The organism is Bacillus sp. AC266 (assembly GCF_979253805.1).
On record NZ_CEEDEC010000002.1, the window covers coordinates 566,831 to 580,863 of the forward strand.

22 protein-coding genes and 2 pseudogenes are annotated in these 14,033 nt (G+C 34.0%); 18 read left to right on the plus strand and 6 right to left on the minus strand.

What is annotated here, in order from left to right:
* Positions 1 to 7: 7 nt before the first annotated feature.
* From AC0IXC_RS10410 to AC0IXC_RS10425, 4 genes are all read left to right on the plus strand, one after another.
* A complete protein-coding gene (locus tag AC0IXC_RS10410) occupies positions 8 to 1,066 on the plus strand; it encodes an undecaprenyldiphospho-muramoylpentapeptide beta-N-acetylglucosaminyltransferase (protein WP_002067149.1) in 1,059 nt (352 codons plus the stop codon).
* Positions 1,067 to 1,308: 242 nt separating this feature from the next.
* Positions 1,309 to 1,551 (plus strand): DUF3966 domain-containing protein, encoded by a 243-nt coding sequence (locus tag AC0IXC_RS10415; RefSeq protein WP_085960924.1) that lies wholly within the window; start codon positions 1,309 to 1,311, stop codon positions 1,549 to 1,551.
* A gap of 97 nt (positions 1,552 to 1,648) precedes the next feature.
* A complete protein-coding gene (locus AC0IXC_RS10420) occupies positions 1,649 to 2,026 on the plus strand; it encodes a nucleoside 2-deoxyribosyltransferase (RefSeq protein WP_002034029.1) in 378 nt (125 codons plus the stop codon).
* 108 nt (positions 2,027 to 2,134) lie between these two features.
* Positions 2,135 to 2,623: a hypothetical protein gene (locus AC0IXC_RS10425; RefSeq protein WP_002015119.1), complete on the plus strand. Its 489-nt coding sequence runs from the start codon at positions 2,135 to 2,137 to the stop codon at positions 2,621 to 2,623.
* Positions 2,624 to 2,658: 35 nt separating this feature from the next.
* Here the strand turns inward: AC0IXC_RS10425 and AC0IXC_RS10430 are convergent, their stop codons facing one another.
* On the minus strand, positions 2,659 to 2,970 hold the full coding sequence (locus tag AC0IXC_RS10430) for a hypothetical protein (RefSeq protein WP_002165070.1): 312 nt from the start codon (positions 2,968 to 2,970) through the stop codon (positions 2,659 to 2,661).
* A gap of 252 nt (positions 2,971 to 3,222) precedes the next feature.
* On the opposite strand from AC0IXC_RS10430, the gene AC0IXC_RS10435 reads away from it, so the two are divergent.
* Positions 3,223 to 3,438 (plus strand): DUF3912 family protein, encoded by a 216-nt coding sequence (locus AC0IXC_RS10435; protein WP_002034026.1) that lies wholly within the window; start codon positions 3,223 to 3,225, stop codon positions 3,436 to 3,438.
* Positions 3,439 to 3,525: 87 nt separating this feature from the next.
* A pseudogene (locus AC0IXC_RS10440) lies at positions 3,526 to 3,918 on the plus strand (hypothetical protein).
* 80 nt (positions 3,919 to 3,998) lie between these two features.
* On the opposite strand, the gene AC0IXC_RS10445 reads toward AC0IXC_RS10440, so the two are convergent.
* From AC0IXC_RS10445 to AC0IXC_RS10455, 3 genes are all read right to left on the minus strand, one after another.
* The gene (locus tag AC0IXC_RS10445; protein WP_471652873.1) at positions 3,999 to 5,393 is read right to left on the minus strand and encodes an L-cystine transporter; all 1,395 of its coding nucleotides are present in this window, start codon (positions 5,391 to 5,393) and stop codon (positions 3,999 to 4,001) included.
* A 107-nt stretch (positions 5,394 to 5,500) separates the two neighbouring features.
* Positions 5,501 to 5,743 carry a DUF2626 domain-containing protein gene (locus AC0IXC_RS10450; RefSeq protein WP_002015110.1) on the minus strand — a complete coding sequence of 81 codons (243 nt, stop codon included), beginning with the start codon at positions 5,741 to 5,743 and terminating at the stop codon, positions 5,501 to 5,503.
* Positions 5,744 to 5,982: 239 nt separating this feature from the next.
* Positions 5,983 to 6,678, minus strand: coding sequence for a helix-turn-helix transcriptional regulator (locus AC0IXC_RS10455; RefSeq protein ID WP_002014995.1), 696 nt, complete (start codon positions 6,676 to 6,678; stop codon positions 5,983 to 5,985).
* 205 nt (positions 6,679 to 6,883) lie between these two features.
* Here AC0IXC_RS10455 and comGA point away from each other — a divergent pair, with 205 nt between their 5' ends.
* From comGA to AC0IXC_RS10505, 10 genes are all read left to right on the plus strand, one after another.
* Complete coding sequence (comGA, locus tag AC0IXC_RS10460) at positions 6,884 to 7,927, plus strand: competence type IV pilus ATPase ComGA (RefSeq protein ID WP_002014996.1); 1,044 nt, start codon at positions 6,884 to 6,886, stop codon at positions 7,925 to 7,927.
* A complete protein-coding gene (gene comGB, locus AC0IXC_RS10465) occupies positions 7,914 to 8,951 on the plus strand; it encodes a competence type IV pilus assembly protein ComGB (RefSeq protein WP_275900885.1) in 1,038 nt (345 codons plus the stop codon). Before comGA ends, comGB begins: the two co-directional genes overlap by 14 nt.
* Before the next feature lie 11 nt (positions 8,952 to 8,962).
* Positions 8,963 to 9,262 carry a competence type IV pilus major pilin ComGC gene (gene comGC, locus AC0IXC_RS10470; RefSeq protein WP_002088623.1) on the plus strand — a complete coding sequence of 100 codons (300 nt, stop codon included), beginning with the start codon at positions 8,963 to 8,965 and terminating at the stop codon, positions 9,260 to 9,262.
* Positions 9,259 to 9,714, plus strand: coding sequence for a competence type IV pilus minor pilin ComGD (gene comGD / locus AC0IXC_RS10475; protein ID WP_471652874.1), 456 nt, complete (start codon positions 9,259 to 9,261; stop codon positions 9,712 to 9,714). Before comGC ends, comGD begins: the two co-directional genes overlap by 4 nt.
* Entirely contained in the window at positions 9,707 to 10,003 is a 297-nt protein-coding gene (locus tag AC0IXC_RS10480; RefSeq protein WP_002190667.1) for a hypothetical protein, read from the plus strand. The genes comGD and AC0IXC_RS10480 overlap by 8 nt, the downstream gene beginning before the upstream one ends.
* Entirely contained in the window at positions 9,987 to 10,448 is a 462-nt protein-coding gene (gene comGF, locus AC0IXC_RS10485) for a competence type IV pilus minor pilin ComGF (protein WP_002165076.1), read from the plus strand. The genes AC0IXC_RS10480 and comGF overlap by 17 nt, the downstream gene beginning before the upstream one ends.
* Complete coding sequence (gene comGG / locus AC0IXC_RS10490; RefSeq protein WP_471652875.1) at positions 10,445 to 10,816, plus strand: competence type IV pilus minor pilin ComGG; 372 nt, start codon at positions 10,445 to 10,447, stop codon at positions 10,814 to 10,816. The genes comGF and comGG overlap by 4 nt, the downstream gene beginning before the upstream one ends.
* A gap of 163 nt (positions 10,817 to 10,979) precedes the next feature.
* Positions 10,980 to 11,630, plus strand: a complete 651-nt coding sequence (locus AC0IXC_RS10495; protein ID WP_471652876.1) for a 2OG-Fe(II) oxygenase — start codon at positions 10,980 to 10,982, stop codon at positions 11,628 to 11,630.
* Positions 11,631 to 11,781: 151 nt separating this feature from the next.
* Positions 11,782 to 12,279 (plus strand): shikimate kinase, encoded by a 498-nt coding sequence (locus tag AC0IXC_RS10500; protein ID WP_002129082.1) that lies wholly within the window; start codon positions 11,782 to 11,784, stop codon positions 12,277 to 12,279.
* 38 nt (positions 12,280 to 12,317) lie between these two features.
* Positions 12,318 to 12,518, plus strand: a complete 201-nt coding sequence (locus AC0IXC_RS10505; RefSeq protein ID WP_002015009.1) for a YqzE family protein — start codon at positions 12,318 to 12,320, stop codon at positions 12,516 to 12,518.
* 66 nt (positions 12,519 to 12,584) lie between these two features.
* Here the strand turns inward: AC0IXC_RS10505 and AC0IXC_RS10510 are convergent, their stop codons facing one another.
* Complete coding sequence (locus AC0IXC_RS10510; protein ID WP_002015010.1) at positions 12,585 to 13,220, minus strand: VC0807 family protein; 636 nt, start codon at positions 13,218 to 13,220, stop codon at positions 12,585 to 12,587.
* Positions 13,221 to 13,348: 128 nt separating this feature from the next.
* A pseudogene (locus tag AC0IXC_RS10515) lies at positions 13,349 to 13,466 on the minus strand (GTP pyrophosphokinase).
* Between the two features lie 71 nt (positions 13,467 to 13,537).
* On the opposite strand from AC0IXC_RS10515, the gene AC0IXC_RS10520 reads away from it, so the two are divergent.
* Together AC0IXC_RS10520 and AC0IXC_RS10525 are read left to right on the plus strand one after the other, a co-directional pair.
* Positions 13,538 to 13,765, plus strand: a complete 228-nt coding sequence (locus AC0IXC_RS10520) for a hypothetical protein (RefSeq protein ID WP_000032698.1) — start codon at positions 13,538 to 13,540, stop codon at positions 13,763 to 13,765.
* Positions 13,766 to 13,863: 98 nt separating this feature from the next.
* Positions 13,864 to 13,995: a hypothetical protein gene (locus AC0IXC_RS10525; RefSeq protein ID WP_002088613.1), complete on the plus strand. Its 132-nt coding sequence runs from the start codon at positions 13,864 to 13,866 to the stop codon at positions 13,993 to 13,995.
* Positions 13,996 to 14,033: the final 38 nt, after the last annotated feature.

Sequence of the window (14,033 nt, forward strand, 5' to 3'; positions counted from 1 at the left end):
GAGACGTATGAAAAAAATAGTCTTTACAGGTGGCGGTTCGGCCGGGCATGTAACACCTAATTTAGCAATTATTCCACATTTACAAAAGCAGAACTGGGATATCTCTTATATTGGTTCTCATCAAGGGATTGAGAAAACGATTATAGAAAAAGAAGGAATCCCATACCATAGTATTGCAAGCGGGAAGCTACGTCGTTATTTTGATTTGAAAAATATAAAAGATCCTTTTCTCGTGATGAAGGGTGTTATGGATGCGTACGTAACAATTCGTAAACTAAAACCGGATGTTATTTTTTCAAAAGGTGGTTTCGTATCCGTACCAGTCGTAATAGGAGGGTGGCTAAATAGAGTGCCAGTTTTATTACATGAATCTGATATGACACCTGGACTAGCAAATAAAATTGCGCTCCGTTTTGCCTCGAAAATATTTGTTACATTTGAAGAAGCAGCGAAACATTTACCGAAAGAAAAAGTAATATATACAGGATCGCCTGTACGTGAAGACGTACTAAGAGGAAATCTTGAAAAAGGTTTAAAGTTTCTAGGGTTTTCCCGGAAGAAATCAGTTATTACTGTTATGGGAGGAAGTTTAGGCGCAAAGAAAATTAATGAAACGGTTCGATCGGCACTTCCAGATCTTCTGAAAAATTATCAAATTGTGCATCTTTGCGGAAAAGGAAATCTTGATGAATCCTTACAAAATAAAGAAGGATATAGACAATTTGAATATGTACATGAAGAGTTGCCGGATATATTAGCAGCAACAGATTTTGTTATTTCACGTGCGGGATCCAACGCGATTTTTGAATTTTTAACAATGCAAAAGCCGATGGTTTTAATTCCGTTATCGAAATTTGCAAGCCGTGGAGATCAAATTTTAAATGCTGAATCCTTTAAAAGACAAGGGTATGCATCGGTATTATATGAAGAGGATGTAACGGTGAACTCACTTATAAAGCATATAGAAGAGCTATCTCATAATAATGAGACGTATAAAACAGCATTAAAAAAATATAATGGAAAAGAAGCGATTAAAACTATCATTCAACATATTTCAGAGGCATGATTAAACAATCATGTCTTTTTTAGTAGGATGAAAGATTCCAAGAATTGATATTTTTATGTTACAATAAAGTGAAACTTTAATCAGTGGGGGGTTCATCCCCACTGATTATTAGTTGAACCAATCGGGCTTTTACGGGCAGTTAATCCCACACCTAACTTCTTTGTTTTCGCTGAATTTTGAGGTGGGGGTCTTACTGTCCGTTAATGCGGGGTAACAAATGGTTAATAGGGAAATTCCAATTGATTAAGCGTGAAAATACGAATGGATTAGGAGTGACTGTGTTGGAGCTAAGTCTCTATGAAAATACTGCACTTATTATATGCTTTGTGTTGTACGTTGGTAGTGTTATTGTTTATATTTCACGGAAATTTTCACAAGAACGAGAGCTTGAAAAATCAGAAATAACAGCTGAACTAGAAATGTTAGCTGATGAAAGTTATAAAAAACAAAAAATAAAAGAAGATCATGAGGCACCCCATCATTGAAACGCAAATAAGTTCTAAGGATGGGGATTTTTTTTGAAAAAATCCCATTAACGCTAAAAAAGGAGTTTCCCCATACATATTTAAGGAGTGAATATAAATGAAATTTTATATTGCTTCAGGATTTCAAAATAAACATCTTGTTCGTTTCGTATCAAGCCAGTTGAAAGAAGTGGGATGGCAGCATACATATGATTGGACGAAAAATGAAAGAGCAACCAATAGAGAACAATTGCAAAAGATTGGTGAAGAAGAACAAGAAGCGATACGAGAAGCTGATGTTTTCTTACTCATACTAGAGGGTGGGAATGGAAGTCATACAGAATTAGGGATGGCAATTGCTTTAGAAAAGAAAATTTATATATATCACAAGGGCAATGAGTTGCAAACGACATTCTACCATTTACGAGAAGTTGATATTTTCGAAGGAGAAATTGAGGGGCTTGTCTCATATATATTGAATAAAGTGGAATGTTAGACGTGGGAATGCAGCGAGAAATATTTCTTGCAAAAAAAGAGTGAAGGTTACCATTAGGCTATTTTGGGCACAGTTATTATAAGTAAAGCATATAAAGGAGTTATAAATATGAAATTAGAAAATGGATGGGAAACAAGTTTTTTAGAGGTTGTACAAAACAGTGAATTTAAGAAAGATGCAATTCTTAGTCAATTGCTTTTTGCGGATAGTGAAGAAGTAGAAGAGCTTGTTGATGATTACGGTTATGAAGAGATTATTGAACGCGAACATGATGATGAGTTAGCAGGAATTTTAGGAGAAGAACTTTTCAGTGAGCTGGAGCGAAACGTATTCTTATCTCCACAGCCAGAAGAAAAACTTATTTCATTCGTAAATGGATTAGGTTTTCATGTGTTAGATTGGATTGTGCTTCTTGAAACAGAATTTGGCATTGATAGCGCAAACTTCACATCGGATGCAGTGAAAATGTTAGAAAAGCGCTTTAGACAGTTTCCCTATATAGAAGAGAAGACAATTTTTGATATGACGTTTGAAGAAGCGATGGATGTATTAGAATCTGTTACAGGATTACAGCTGAAGGGGAAAATGAACGTATAATGAAAAAGAACGTGATAGCTTCACGTTCTTTTTTTTTACATAATAATAATTTTATCATCTAGCTTTGTTTGTCCAGTAAGAAGTGCATTTAAATACTCTACTTTTCGTATGCAAGCTTGTATATGTCTTTCAACCTCTTGTAACTCTGCTTGGTGATGCGTTTCAATTGGATGAATTTGTACGTTAAATTTTTCGAATTGACTACTATATGTTATTTCTGCATAGCCGCTCATAATATCGGTTTCGTTATGAAATAAAAATTGCTTCGTTTCTTCACAGAATGATACATCCTGAAAGCCATATACTTTTAATGCTTCAATTACTTTGTTAATCATGTTTATATTCATTTTTTAACCCTCTTTACGAAGTTCTACTTTTATATTATAACATAAAAAATTACGTAGAAAGCGCTTCCAAGTGTATTTTATTATAAACTTTACGTTTCAATCATAAAAATGAAACAAAGAAAAAATAATTGTAAAGAAGGAAGGACTCTTTTATTGTTTCGTCATATATATAGAGAAATAGTGCAATGAAAGGAAATTTTCCGAGGTGGAGATTGTATTTCCAATTTGAGCGCAGTAAAAGAGGTGAGAATCTTGAACTTTGATATTGTAGGACAAAAAGCATATATAAAAAATGGGCCGCATCGGAACCGAATTGGAACTGTAAAGAAAAATGAAAAACAATTAGAATCCCATTTTGCTATTGTAATTGGAGAACAAAGTATTGATGTAGAGCTAAAGGATATCGTGTTAGTTGGAGTAGATGTAGGACAATTTCATACATGGTGCGAGCAAAATGGTTATTTGTGAAAGGGACGGGCTGTGAGATAATGAAATATATTTGAGAAAAGAGAATATGTTATTGTATTCTCTTTTTCTATGTTTAAGGAGGCGGAAATGAAATATAAAGCACAGGAGCTTACATTGGAGTTGAAAGAGAAGATTCAATGTATGGAGAATGGAATAGAGCGAATATCACTTGGATTTTTTAAAGCGTATTCGCATTTATACATAGGGGAAAATATGAAATTAGATATGGGATTTGAATGAGAAAAAGAGAATCCCTTTGAAATAGGATATTATTCATCAGTTTCTATAGCGGTATTAGATGAAGAAGGAGAGATGATTGAATTTTACATTATTCCAATTTGGAGATGCGAAAATACTTTTTTAGGGATGCCAACTCAGTCGAGAGTTTGGGGGAGTAAGAAAGTAGGGGAACTTGTTGATGAATCTTGTTATGAGATTGAGGAAGAGTTAAAAGAGCAACTAGAAGAATACTTGGAGTGATAACTTTCAAGAGAAGATGTATAGAGATGGAACATAATAAAAAAGACGCTAACAGTATAAATTGTTAGCGTCCTTTTTTATTATGAAGCAATCTCACCAGTTTTTACATCATCTTGATTGTACGTATCCTGATCTAATTCACCAAGCCATTTACTAGAAATAAGACCAGCTGTCATAGAACCACTTACGTTAAGAGCTGTACGACCCATATCGATTAATGGTTCAACTGAGATAACAAGAGCGACAATGCCGATTGGTAAGTTCATTGTAGATAGTACGATTAACGCTGCGAATGTTGCACCGCCACCAACACCGGCAACACCGAATGAGCTAATAGCAACGACAGCGATTAAAGTTAAAATGAATTGTGGTTGTAATGGATCAATTCCTACAGTTGGAGCGACCATCATAGTAAGCATTGCTGGATAAATACCTGCGCAACCGTTTTGACCGATAGATACCCCAAAGGATGCAGCGAAGTTAGCGATTCCTTCAGAAATACCAAGCTTTTCTTTTTGAGCTTCAATATTTAATGGCATTGCACCAGCACTAGAGCGAGATGTGAATGCAAATGTTAATACAGGGAACACTTTTTTCAAATATTGAATTGGATTTAAACCAGATAATGCGATTAATAATAAGTGAATGATAAACATTACGATAAGAGCTACGTAAGATGCTAACACGAAGTTACCAAGTTTTAAAATAGCGTTAATATCGCTACCAGCAACTGTCTTTGCCATAAGAGCTAATACGCCGTATGGAGTAAGACGTAAAATTAATGTTACCATACGCATTACGATTGCATATACAGCATCAAGCATTTTCTTAAATAGCTCTGCTTGTTCTGGATATTTTCGTTTTACACCTATAAAGGCAATCCCGATAAAGGCTGCAAATATTACAACAGAAATTGTTGATGTTGGACGAGCACCTGTTAAATCAAGAAAAGGATTCGTAGGCAACAGTTCTAACAATTTGTCTGGAATTGTTGTCTTTTCAATAGAAGTAAATCTTTCTTCTACTAATTTCAGACGAGCAGATTCTGCATCACCTTGTTGTAAACCTGTTGCTGATACATCAAATCCTGCGCTTGCAGCTATACCGACAGCTGCGGCAATTCCTGTAGTAAGAATTAAAATTCCGATAATAAGACCACTGATTTTACCAAGGTTTTTCGTTAATTGTAATTTTGTAAATGCTGAAATAATAGATACTAAAATAAGTGGCATAACGATCATTTGAAGTAATTTCACATAACCGTTACCAATTAAACTAAACCAGGTATTTGATTCGATAATTACTTTAGAAGTAGGTTCATAAATAAATTGTAATATAAGACCAAAGATAATTCCGACTCCTAAAGCAGTAAATACACGTTTATTAAAAGATACATGCTTACGTTGCATATAATACAATACGCCAACTAAAATGAGCATGACTGTGATGTTAATCCCGACAAGCAGTGTATTCATGTTGATTCCCCCTAATTCCAATGTGTTATATAGAATATAAGGTAATAAAACCTATAAGTCAACTAGGGAATTGCGGAATTAAAAAAAAGATGGCAATTTGCCATCTCTTAATGCCCAGCTCCAGGGACAAGTAAAAATGTTGTGTACCATGTAAATCCGATGAAGAAAACGGTTAAATATGCCCCGAATACGTATATATACATACGCTCTGTTAATTTTAAATAACTTAAAAGTACGAAGAATCCTGTTTGTCCTAAAAATAGTAGTGCGGTCGAATGCATATCCCCTACGTAAAACATAACCGAGAAAATTCCAGTCCAAAAGCCGAGAACGCGAAACATGCGCTCCATGCCATCTCCCTCCTTTTCTAAAAAAAGTAAAACCTCTTTTCATTATAGTTTATTTTTCTAACTATTGTAAATATTCATTTATATAAAAAAGAAGCCAATTATAATATTGACTTCTTCTTAGTTGAAAAACTAAATTTGAACTTTATCCCGCTATTTGTGGGCAGTAAAACTCCCACCTCAAAATTCGGCTTGAGCAAAGAAGTTAGGTGGGAGATCAACTGCCCGTAAACCCCCACTGATTAAAGTTTCACTTTATAGTTACAAGATTTGCATCCATCTAGTAGACTATCGTTTCGTGTTAATTCCACGTTCGGGAATAGGATTTCAAAAATCCCCTTCATCATATCTCCGTGCATATTACAAATTTCAGTCGGATGATGCGCAGCAACTTCTTTAAATGGGCAATTGTGTACATCATAGAAAATTTTTGTGCCATCTGTACTTAATTCAAAAGCAGGGGATAAGCCAGCTGTTGAGAATGCTTCTTTTGCGATTAGCATTTTTTGTTCTATCGTCAATGCTTCTGCACTTACATTTAAGCGATGCATATGTTGTTGCATTAATTCTTTGCCGAATTGTTTTCCTGTTTCATATAGCGCTTTTTCACCGGCGCTACCTAAGCTTAGTAGTGAATTAAATGCTATCTGTGCTAATAATTGATAATCGCGAAATGGGAATTGTAACTGGATGACATCTTGAGACAAGACGTATAGTCTGCTTGGTCTGCCGCCTTTCCCAGTTTTTTTTGTTTCTGATTTGAGCATATTAACATCTTCTAATTTTGATAAATGTAAACGCGCCACGTTTGGATGAATGTTAAACTCATCTGCAATTTCTTGTACAGTTACGTAATTATGTTTTTGCGAAATATATTTATAAATGTAATAACGAGTAGGGTCAGATAACACACCTGTAATTTTTAAAGCTTGTTCCATGAGGATCTCCACCTTTATCACTTTATCCAAGATATTAACATTATAATACAGATAAACTTCTATATAGGTAATTTCAGACAATAGTTCAGAAATTGTTCATAATTTCACAAACATATTTTTCCTTTTTCTCTTAGTGAAAATACAAAATCTCTAATTTTTCTTGTGCATTTTTTTATGATATATACATAGTGAGGAGGGAAACTTGATGAATAGTGTCGAGCTTTTTGCAAATATGATTATGAAAGAAGCTTGTAGGGTGCAAGCATCGGACTTACATATTGTGCCCAGGCAGAAGGATGTGGCGATTCAATTACGTATTGGAAAAGATTTAATTACGAAACGGTGTATTGAGAAAGAATTTGGAGAAAAGCTTGTTTCACACTTTAAATTTTTAGCATCAATGGATATAGGAGAGAGGAGAAAACCTCAAAATGGTTCGTTGTACTTACAAATTGATGGACAAGAAGTGTATTTACGCCTTTCAACACTTCCAACAGTATATCAAGAAAGTCTCGTTATTCGCCTCCATTTACAAGCATCTGTACAGCCACTGTCTCATCTTTCGTTATTTCCAAGTTCAGCGGAAAAATTACTCTCTTTTTTAAAGCATTCTCATGGGTTACTCGTATTTACTGGGCCAACTGGTTCTGGAAAAACAACAACAATGTATGCGTTATTAGAAGTAGCTAGAAAATGGCAAACACGTCGCATCATTACACTGGAAGATCCAGTTGAGCAAAGAAAAGACGGTTTATTACAAATTCAAATAAATGAAAAAGCTGGTATCACATATAAAACGGGATTAAAGGCTATTTTGCGTCATGATCCAGATATTATTTTAGTTGGCGAAATTCGTGATGAAGAAACAGCAAAAGTAGCTGTAAGGGCCAGTTTGACGGGACATTTAGTAATGACAACCTTGCATACAAATGATGCGAAAGGAGCGATACTACGATTTATGGATTATGGTATTACAAGGCAAGAAATTGAACAATCATTATTAGCAGTAGCTGCTCAGCGGCTCGTCGAATTAAAATGTCCATTTTGCAGAGGGAAGTGTGCAACTTTATGTAAATCAATGAGGAAAGTGAGACAGGCAAGCATTTATGAACTGTTATATGGATATGAATTAAAACAAGCGATTAAAGAAGCAAGTGGAGAACATGTTACGTATCACTATAAAACGTTGGAATCGTCGGTTCGAAAAGGGTATGCTTTAGGCTTTTTAGAAGAAGATGTATATGTTTAAGAGAAAATGGAGTTTAAGTGATCAAGCATTATTATGTAAAAGATTAAGTGATTTATTAGAGAAAGGTTACTCACTTTTGCAGGCGTTAGAATTTTTGCAGTTGCAACTACCATTAGGAAAGAAATTACAGTTACAGCGTATGATCGAGGGATTGAAAAATGGACAAAGTTTGCACGCTTCTTTTCACCAATTAATGTTTCACTCTGAGATGTTAAGTTATTTGTTTTATGCAGAGCGACATGGTGACATTTCTTTTGCTTTGCAACAAGGAAGCGTACTTCTTTACAAGAAAGATAAATATAGGAAAGATATGATGAAAGTAATGCGATATCCTATGTTTTTATCATTTTTTTTAATGATTATGCTTTCTGTTTTTAACCTCATTTTATTGCCTCAGTTTGAAATGATGTATAGTTCTTTACGTTCTACAGCACCACCACTTACGGAGCAAATTTTAGTTGCAATTAAATTATTACCCTACTTCATTTATATGATTGTTCTTATCGTTATAAAGGGATTTAGTATATATATATTTTATTTCCGAAAACTTCCGCCTACTCAAAAGGTAAAGATTATGATCCGTATTCCCCTTATGAAAACATTTCTTATTTTAAATCATTCGCATTATTTTTCCACTCAATTAAGTGGTTTATTACACGGTGGATTGTCCGTACACGAAGCATTAACAATAATGATGAAGCAAAAGTATCATCCGTTCTTTCAGTATGAAGCAGACCGAATTGAGCGGCAATTAATTGCAGGAGAACCGTTACAATCTATTATTGATAAAAGCGGTTATTACGAGAAAGAACTTTCTTATATCATTACGCATGGACAAGCAAACGGTAATTTAGCAAATGAGCTTGGTGATTACAGTGAGCTCATTATTGAAAAGGTAGAACAAAAAATTAAACGTATGTTATTTGTGATTCAACCCATTTTATTTACATGTCTTGGGGTTATAGTCATTTTGATGTACTTAGCGATGATTATGCCGATGTTTCAAATGATGAATTCTATATAGGGGGCATTTACATGCAGAATGAGGAGGGTTTTACTCTTTTAGAAATGTTATTAGTTATGGTTGTCATAACTGTATTATTACTATTAATTATTCCAAATGTAGTTACACAGCGCTCATCCGTCCAAGGAAAAGGATGTGCAGCCTATGTGAAATCTATAGAAGCACAAATACAAGCATATCACTTGCAACATAATAAGATTCCATCAATAGAGGAACTTGAAACAGGAAAGTATATTACTTCAAAAACTTGCCCGAAAGGTGAACCAATCCATATTTCCGATGATGGTACGGTATCAGCTGGGAAATCGTGAAGCAAAAAGGTTTTACTCTTTTAGAAATGCTACTTGTCTTATTTGCTATTTCTGTACTGAGTGTTGTTACGCATTTTAACGTTACTTCATTACATGAAAAACAAAAAGTTGAGCAGTTTTTGAAACAGTTTTCAAATGATATTTTGTATATGCAGCAGTTAGCGATTAAGCGTCAAAAACATTATACGTTACGCTGGTTTAAAGAGAAACATATGTATTATATTTCGGAATCGGAGACAGACCTTTTAATTGTTAAGAGAGAATATGATAAAGATGTCCAAATGGATTTGCATACCTTTCCAAATCCAATGACATATAATCCGAGCGGGAATATTAATAGGGGTGGTACGATTTTACTTTCCTATCGAGGGTATAAATATGAGATTGTATTTCAGCTTGGAAGAGGGAGATTTACGTATCGTGAAGTGTCAAAAAGGGTCAGTAATGGTTGAAATGGTTGTAGCGTTAAGTTTAATAATGATGGCGGTATCGTTATTGCTCCCGCAAACATTATTAATTATGCAAGAAAGAAAAAATATAAAAATGAGCTATAAAGCATTAATATTATTAAAAAAAGAAGCGGCCTTATTTAAGTATGAGAATGAGGAAAAGCGAGTAAAAGAGCAAGTCATAAAAGGAATTGTATATTACACATATTGGAGAGGAGATGAAGTTTGTACGATGTGGAAAGATAGGAGAGGAAAAGCGATGGAGCAATGCCTTTATGCAAAGGAAAAATAAAAAAGAAGCGGGATTTACATTAATAGAAATGATTGCATGTTTGTTGCTTTTATCAATGTTCTTTTTACTTTTACCGCGTCTTCATATTATGGGGATAGAAAATACACATTCAAAAGGATTAAATGACTGGGAGTGGGATGTGTTTTTAGGACAAATGCAATTAGAGTTTCGTGAAGTATCAAGTGGGAGGAAGATAGAGCTAGAAAACGGTGGGAATATTTTACGCTTCCAACTTCGTAATGGTGATCAGGTGACGTATGAAAAGTTGAATAGTAATTTAATAAGAAAAGTAAATATGCGCGGAAGGGAATTTATATTACAAAGGATTGAAGCGATTTCGTATAAATTAACACCTCATTTGTTATATATATATGTGAAAGATATAAGTGGTGAAATATATGAAGGCGTGGCTGTGCGCTATAGTGAAATTGAGATAGAAACATGAGAAAACAAGATGGATTTGTAATGCCAGGAACAATTATTTTTCTTATTTTATTCATTTCATTTTTGATGTACGAAACGAATATGTTACTTTCGGATAAAAAATTTTATTCTGAAATAGAACAAAGTTTTTTCATGGAGGAACTTGTTGATCGAGCTATTTCAGATATAAAAAGAGGCTTACATCAAAAAGAAAAAGAGGATGTTTTTTTATTTCAGTATGAAAGAGGAGAAGTGAGTGGAAAGTACGTCTTTGAAAATGATGTTATTATCATTTCGTTGCAATGTGTTACAAAACAGAGAGTTTTCTATACAGTGAGCTTTCGGTATAGGGAAAAGGATAATAAAATATTTGATTGGGTAGAAGGATAATATGTAAAAGAACCATGAGTTTCTATTGTGGAGGGAGTCAATTTCTTTGAGGAAAGGGATAAGAATGATGGTCAAAAGTTTAAATTTTCTCAAAAAAGAGAAAGGTAGAAAGAATATGATATATTCATGCTATCCAATCATTTTTTTCTAGGGAGATAAGGAAATGACAAACAACAATCAAATAGGTGAAAATAAGGAACAAACTATTTTTGATCATAAAGGAAATACGATTATGACAGAGGATAGGGAAATACAAATTATTTCAAAATTCGAAGAACCTCTTATTGTCGTATTAGCAAATGTATTAAGTGATGAAGAGTGCGCTGAATTAATTGAATTGTCTAAAAGTAATATGAAACGTTCTAAAGTTGGTTCATCACGTGATGTAAATGATATTCGAACGAGTAGTGGTGCATTTTTGGAAGAGAATGAACTTACTTCGAAGATTGAAAAACGAATTTCATCTATCACGAATGTTCCTGTAGCGCATGGAGAAGGATTGCACATTTTAAATTATGAAGTGGATCAAGAATATAAAGCGCACCATGATTATTTTGCAGAACATAGCAGGTCAGCTGCTAATAATCGTATAAGTACTCTTGTGATGTACTTAAATGATGTAGAAGAAGGCGGGGAAACATTCTTTCCGAAATTAAATCTTTCTGTACACCCTAGAAAGGGAATGGCAGTATACTTTGAGTATTTTTATCAAGATCAATTACTAAATGAGCTTACGTTACATGGAGGAGCACCTGTAACGAAAGGTGAGAAATGGATTGCAACGCAGTGGGTGAGAAGAGGTACTTATAAGTAAAAGTGAGCCAGCTTGTTTGATTACGAGAAAATAGTGAGTATGTTACGTTTTGTTCTTCATAGCATAAGAAGAACAAAACGTTTTTTTATTAAATAAAGTAACATCTTTCGTTATAATAACAAATAATAACGGATGATTGAGAGGAACGAAAATGAAATCTATATACATAACTGGCTATATGGGAGCCGGGAAAACAACAATTGGAAAAGTGTTAAGTAAAGAACTTCATATGGATGTTGTAGATACAGACCAAAAAATTGAAGAGAAGCAAGAGAAGGCAATTCGTGATATTTTTGCCGAAGAAGGCGAAATGGCTTTTCGGGAATATGAAAGTGAAATGTTACGTTCACTACCGGTTCAGAATGTAATTATTACAACGGGTGGAGGGATTATTGAACGAGCGGAAAATCGAAAGTGGATGAAGGAAAATGGAACTGTTGTGTATTTATATTGCGATCCACATGTAATTGCAGAAAGGCTTCGTGAAGATACGACACGTCCACTATTTCAGAAGAAAGATATAGATGCATTTATAACGAAATTTGAATCGCGCCGAGCTTATTATGAAGAGGCTGATATTCATATCGATACGACAAATAAGTCGGTAAAGCAAATTATGAATGAATTAAAGCAAAAGATTAATGAATAAAAAAGTGGACATACTAATCAAGTAGAGGTGATGATAATATGTCTACTAATGATTATGTACGCTTTGTGACACAGCAATTTGTGTCATATATGGATGCTCCAAAAGAGGATCGAAAACAACAGAAACAACAACGTCGTGCGGAGAAAGAGCCATTCTTAAATAAATGGTTTGGTGTTATGCCACTGAGCGCTGCTTTGTTTTATCGAAATGTAAAAAATAAAAGAAAAAAATCAAGCTAACTTTTTCGTAATATGTCTGGCAAAATAAAGATCCCCTAGTGCAACAAGCTGCTAGGGGATCTTTATTTATTGTTGCACAGATTCTTTTTCTTCAGTAACCGCATGTATCTTATTATTTACCCATACAAATCCTATTCCGATGCAAATAGAAATACCCCAGCCAACAGCGGTCATAATAGCTCTCATTTCACCATATCCATCTACACCGAAAACAGAGATGAAATAGATTTTCAAGAAGCTTTTTAATATAAATTGAAGGCCGAAAAATAGTGTTAAATATTGCAGTGCTGGATATATACGACTATCACGATAAAGCTCACGACTTTTATCACGATCATGACCTTGCAGTGCTGAAATATCCGCTGCGAAATATAACATAAGTGGTTTTTTTATAAAGATTGTACATATAACGATGCAGCCAAGTACGATATGATAATATGCATCATTCCATAGCATTCGTTCCGCTGATCCAGATATTAAGTCTACCGTTGTATTAGAAATGAGTGTAATTAAAATAAAGAACCCTGTAACGTTAAACTGTTTTTCTTTTTTAAAGGTATACAGTGTATAAATAATCCCCGGAACAGAGGAAATTAACATTGCGTAATAAGGATCGATATAAGGTTTTGCAAATTTCCAAATGAGGAATGGGAATACGAGATAAAAGACAAGATCTAATATAGCTTTTTTATTTTGATTCATACAAATCCTCCTTAAGTCATACATATATTTTATAATATAATTTCTGAAAATTGTATAAGGTTTAATAAAAAAAAGAAAAGTAGATGATTAGTAGATTAAAAAAATTGTCCCTAGCGTAGTAAGTTTTTTTAGTATATAATAAAGGAAACGCTTTCATTTTTTGATTTGTTCACAAAATGGATGGAAAATCACATATTTACTATTGATATGTTACTTTATAATGAAACTAATTAAATATACATGCATACAATATTGTGAAATAAATAACATAAATAATCTATATAAATGTAAACGTTATCAAAAGAGAGGTGGAGACAATGAGTAAATTTTTCTTCAATCATAATCCAGCAACATTAGAGGATGGAAGACTGGTTAAGTATGCTGAAATTATTTATGGAGAAGGTGGCCGTTCTGTATTAGAAAATTTAATGGTGAAGGCATCTATCAGATTACGTGATCGTTATCCGAATAAATCTGACGAACAGATCTCGAACCTCGTAAATCAAGGCATCCATGATATGTTTCAAAAATACGTGAATGAGTAAGAGCAGCTACTGGCTGCTCTTATTTTTTTGTATAAGGATTGTGCCTCTAGCTGAAAATAAAGATGCATTTTGAAACATGCAAAAAGGAGGCGAAAAAGATGAGTAATGGAATTGGTCGTTCAAAAGAGAATCTTCCAACTGATGCAAACCATGTAAGTGCAAAAGATCGTGCATATCAGAAACGTATGACAGAGAAAAAACAGCAAGAGCGTAATGAAGATAGAGAATAGGCTGGGAACATATCTTAAAAGAAGCTCCTTCAATCTGA

Bases quoted from the DNA above. Each gene is read 5' to 3' on its own strand.
- AC0IXC_RS10410 (WP_002067149.1), top strand. From the start codon at position 8: ATGAAAAAAATAGTCTTTACAGGTGGCGGTTCGGCCGGGCATGTAACA.
- AC0IXC_RS10420 (WP_002034029.1), top strand. From the start codon at position 1,649: ATGAAATTTTATATTGCTTCAGGATTTCAAAATAAACATCTTGTTCGT.
- AC0IXC_RS10425 (WP_002015119.1), top strand. From the start codon at position 2,135: ATGAAATTAGAAAATGGATGGGAAACAAGTTTTTTAGAGGTTGTACAA.
- AC0IXC_RS10430 (WP_002165070.1), bottom strand. From the start codon at position 2,970: ATGAATATAAACATGATTAACAAAGTAATTGAAGCATTAAAAGTATAT.
- AC0IXC_RS10445 (WP_471652873.1), bottom strand. From the start codon at position 5,393: ATGAATACACTGCTTGTCGGGATTAACATCACAGTCATGCTCATTTTA.
- AC0IXC_RS10450 (WP_002015110.1), bottom strand. From the start codon at position 5,743: ATGGAGCGCATGTTTCGCGTTCTCGGCTTTTGGACTGGAATTTTCTCG.
- AC0IXC_RS10455 (WP_002014995.1), bottom strand. From the start codon at position 6,678: ATGGAACAAGCTTTAAAAATTACAGGTGTGTTATCTGACCCTACTCGT.
- comGA (WP_002014996.1), top strand. From the start codon at position 6,884: ATGAATAGTGTCGAGCTTTTTGCAAATATGATTATGAAAGAAGCTTGT.
- comGB (WP_275900885.1), top strand. From the start codon at position 7,914: ATGTATATGTTTAAGAGAAAATGGAGTTTAAGTGATCAAGCATTATTA.
- comGC (WP_002088623.1), top strand. From the start codon at position 8,963: ATGCAGAATGAGGAGGGTTTTACTCTTTTAGAAATGTTATTAGTTATG.
- AC0IXC_RS10480 (WP_002190667.1), top strand. From the start codon at position 9,707: ATGGTTGAAATGGTTGTAGCGTTAAGTTTAATAATGATGGCGGTATCG.
- comGF (WP_002165076.1), top strand. From the start codon at position 9,987: ATGCAAAGGAAAAATAAAAAAGAAGCGGGATTTACATTAATAGAAATG.
- comGG (WP_471652875.1), top strand. From the start codon at position 10,445: ATGAGAAAACAAGATGGATTTGTAATGCCAGGAACAATTATTTTTCTT.
- AC0IXC_RS10495 (WP_471652876.1), top strand. From the start codon at position 10,980: ATGACAAACAACAATCAAATAGGTGAAAATAAGGAACAAACTATTTTT.
- AC0IXC_RS10500 (WP_002129082.1), top strand. From the start codon at position 11,782: ATGAAATCTATATACATAACTGGCTATATGGGAGCCGGGAAAACAACA.
- AC0IXC_RS10505 (WP_002015009.1), top strand. From the start codon at position 12,318: ATGTCTACTAATGATTATGTACGCTTTGTGACACAGCAATTTGTGTCA.
- AC0IXC_RS10510 (WP_002015010.1), bottom strand. From the start codon at position 13,220: ATGAATCAAAATAAAAAAGCTATATTAGATCTTGTCTTTTATCTCGTA.
- AC0IXC_RS10520 (WP_000032698.1), top strand. From the start codon at position 13,538: ATGAGTAAATTTTTCTTCAATCATAATCCAGCAACATTAGAGGATGGA.
- AC0IXC_RS10525 (WP_002088613.1), top strand. From the start codon at position 13,864: ATGAGTAATGGAATTGGTCGTTCAAAAGAGAATCTTCCAACTGATGCA.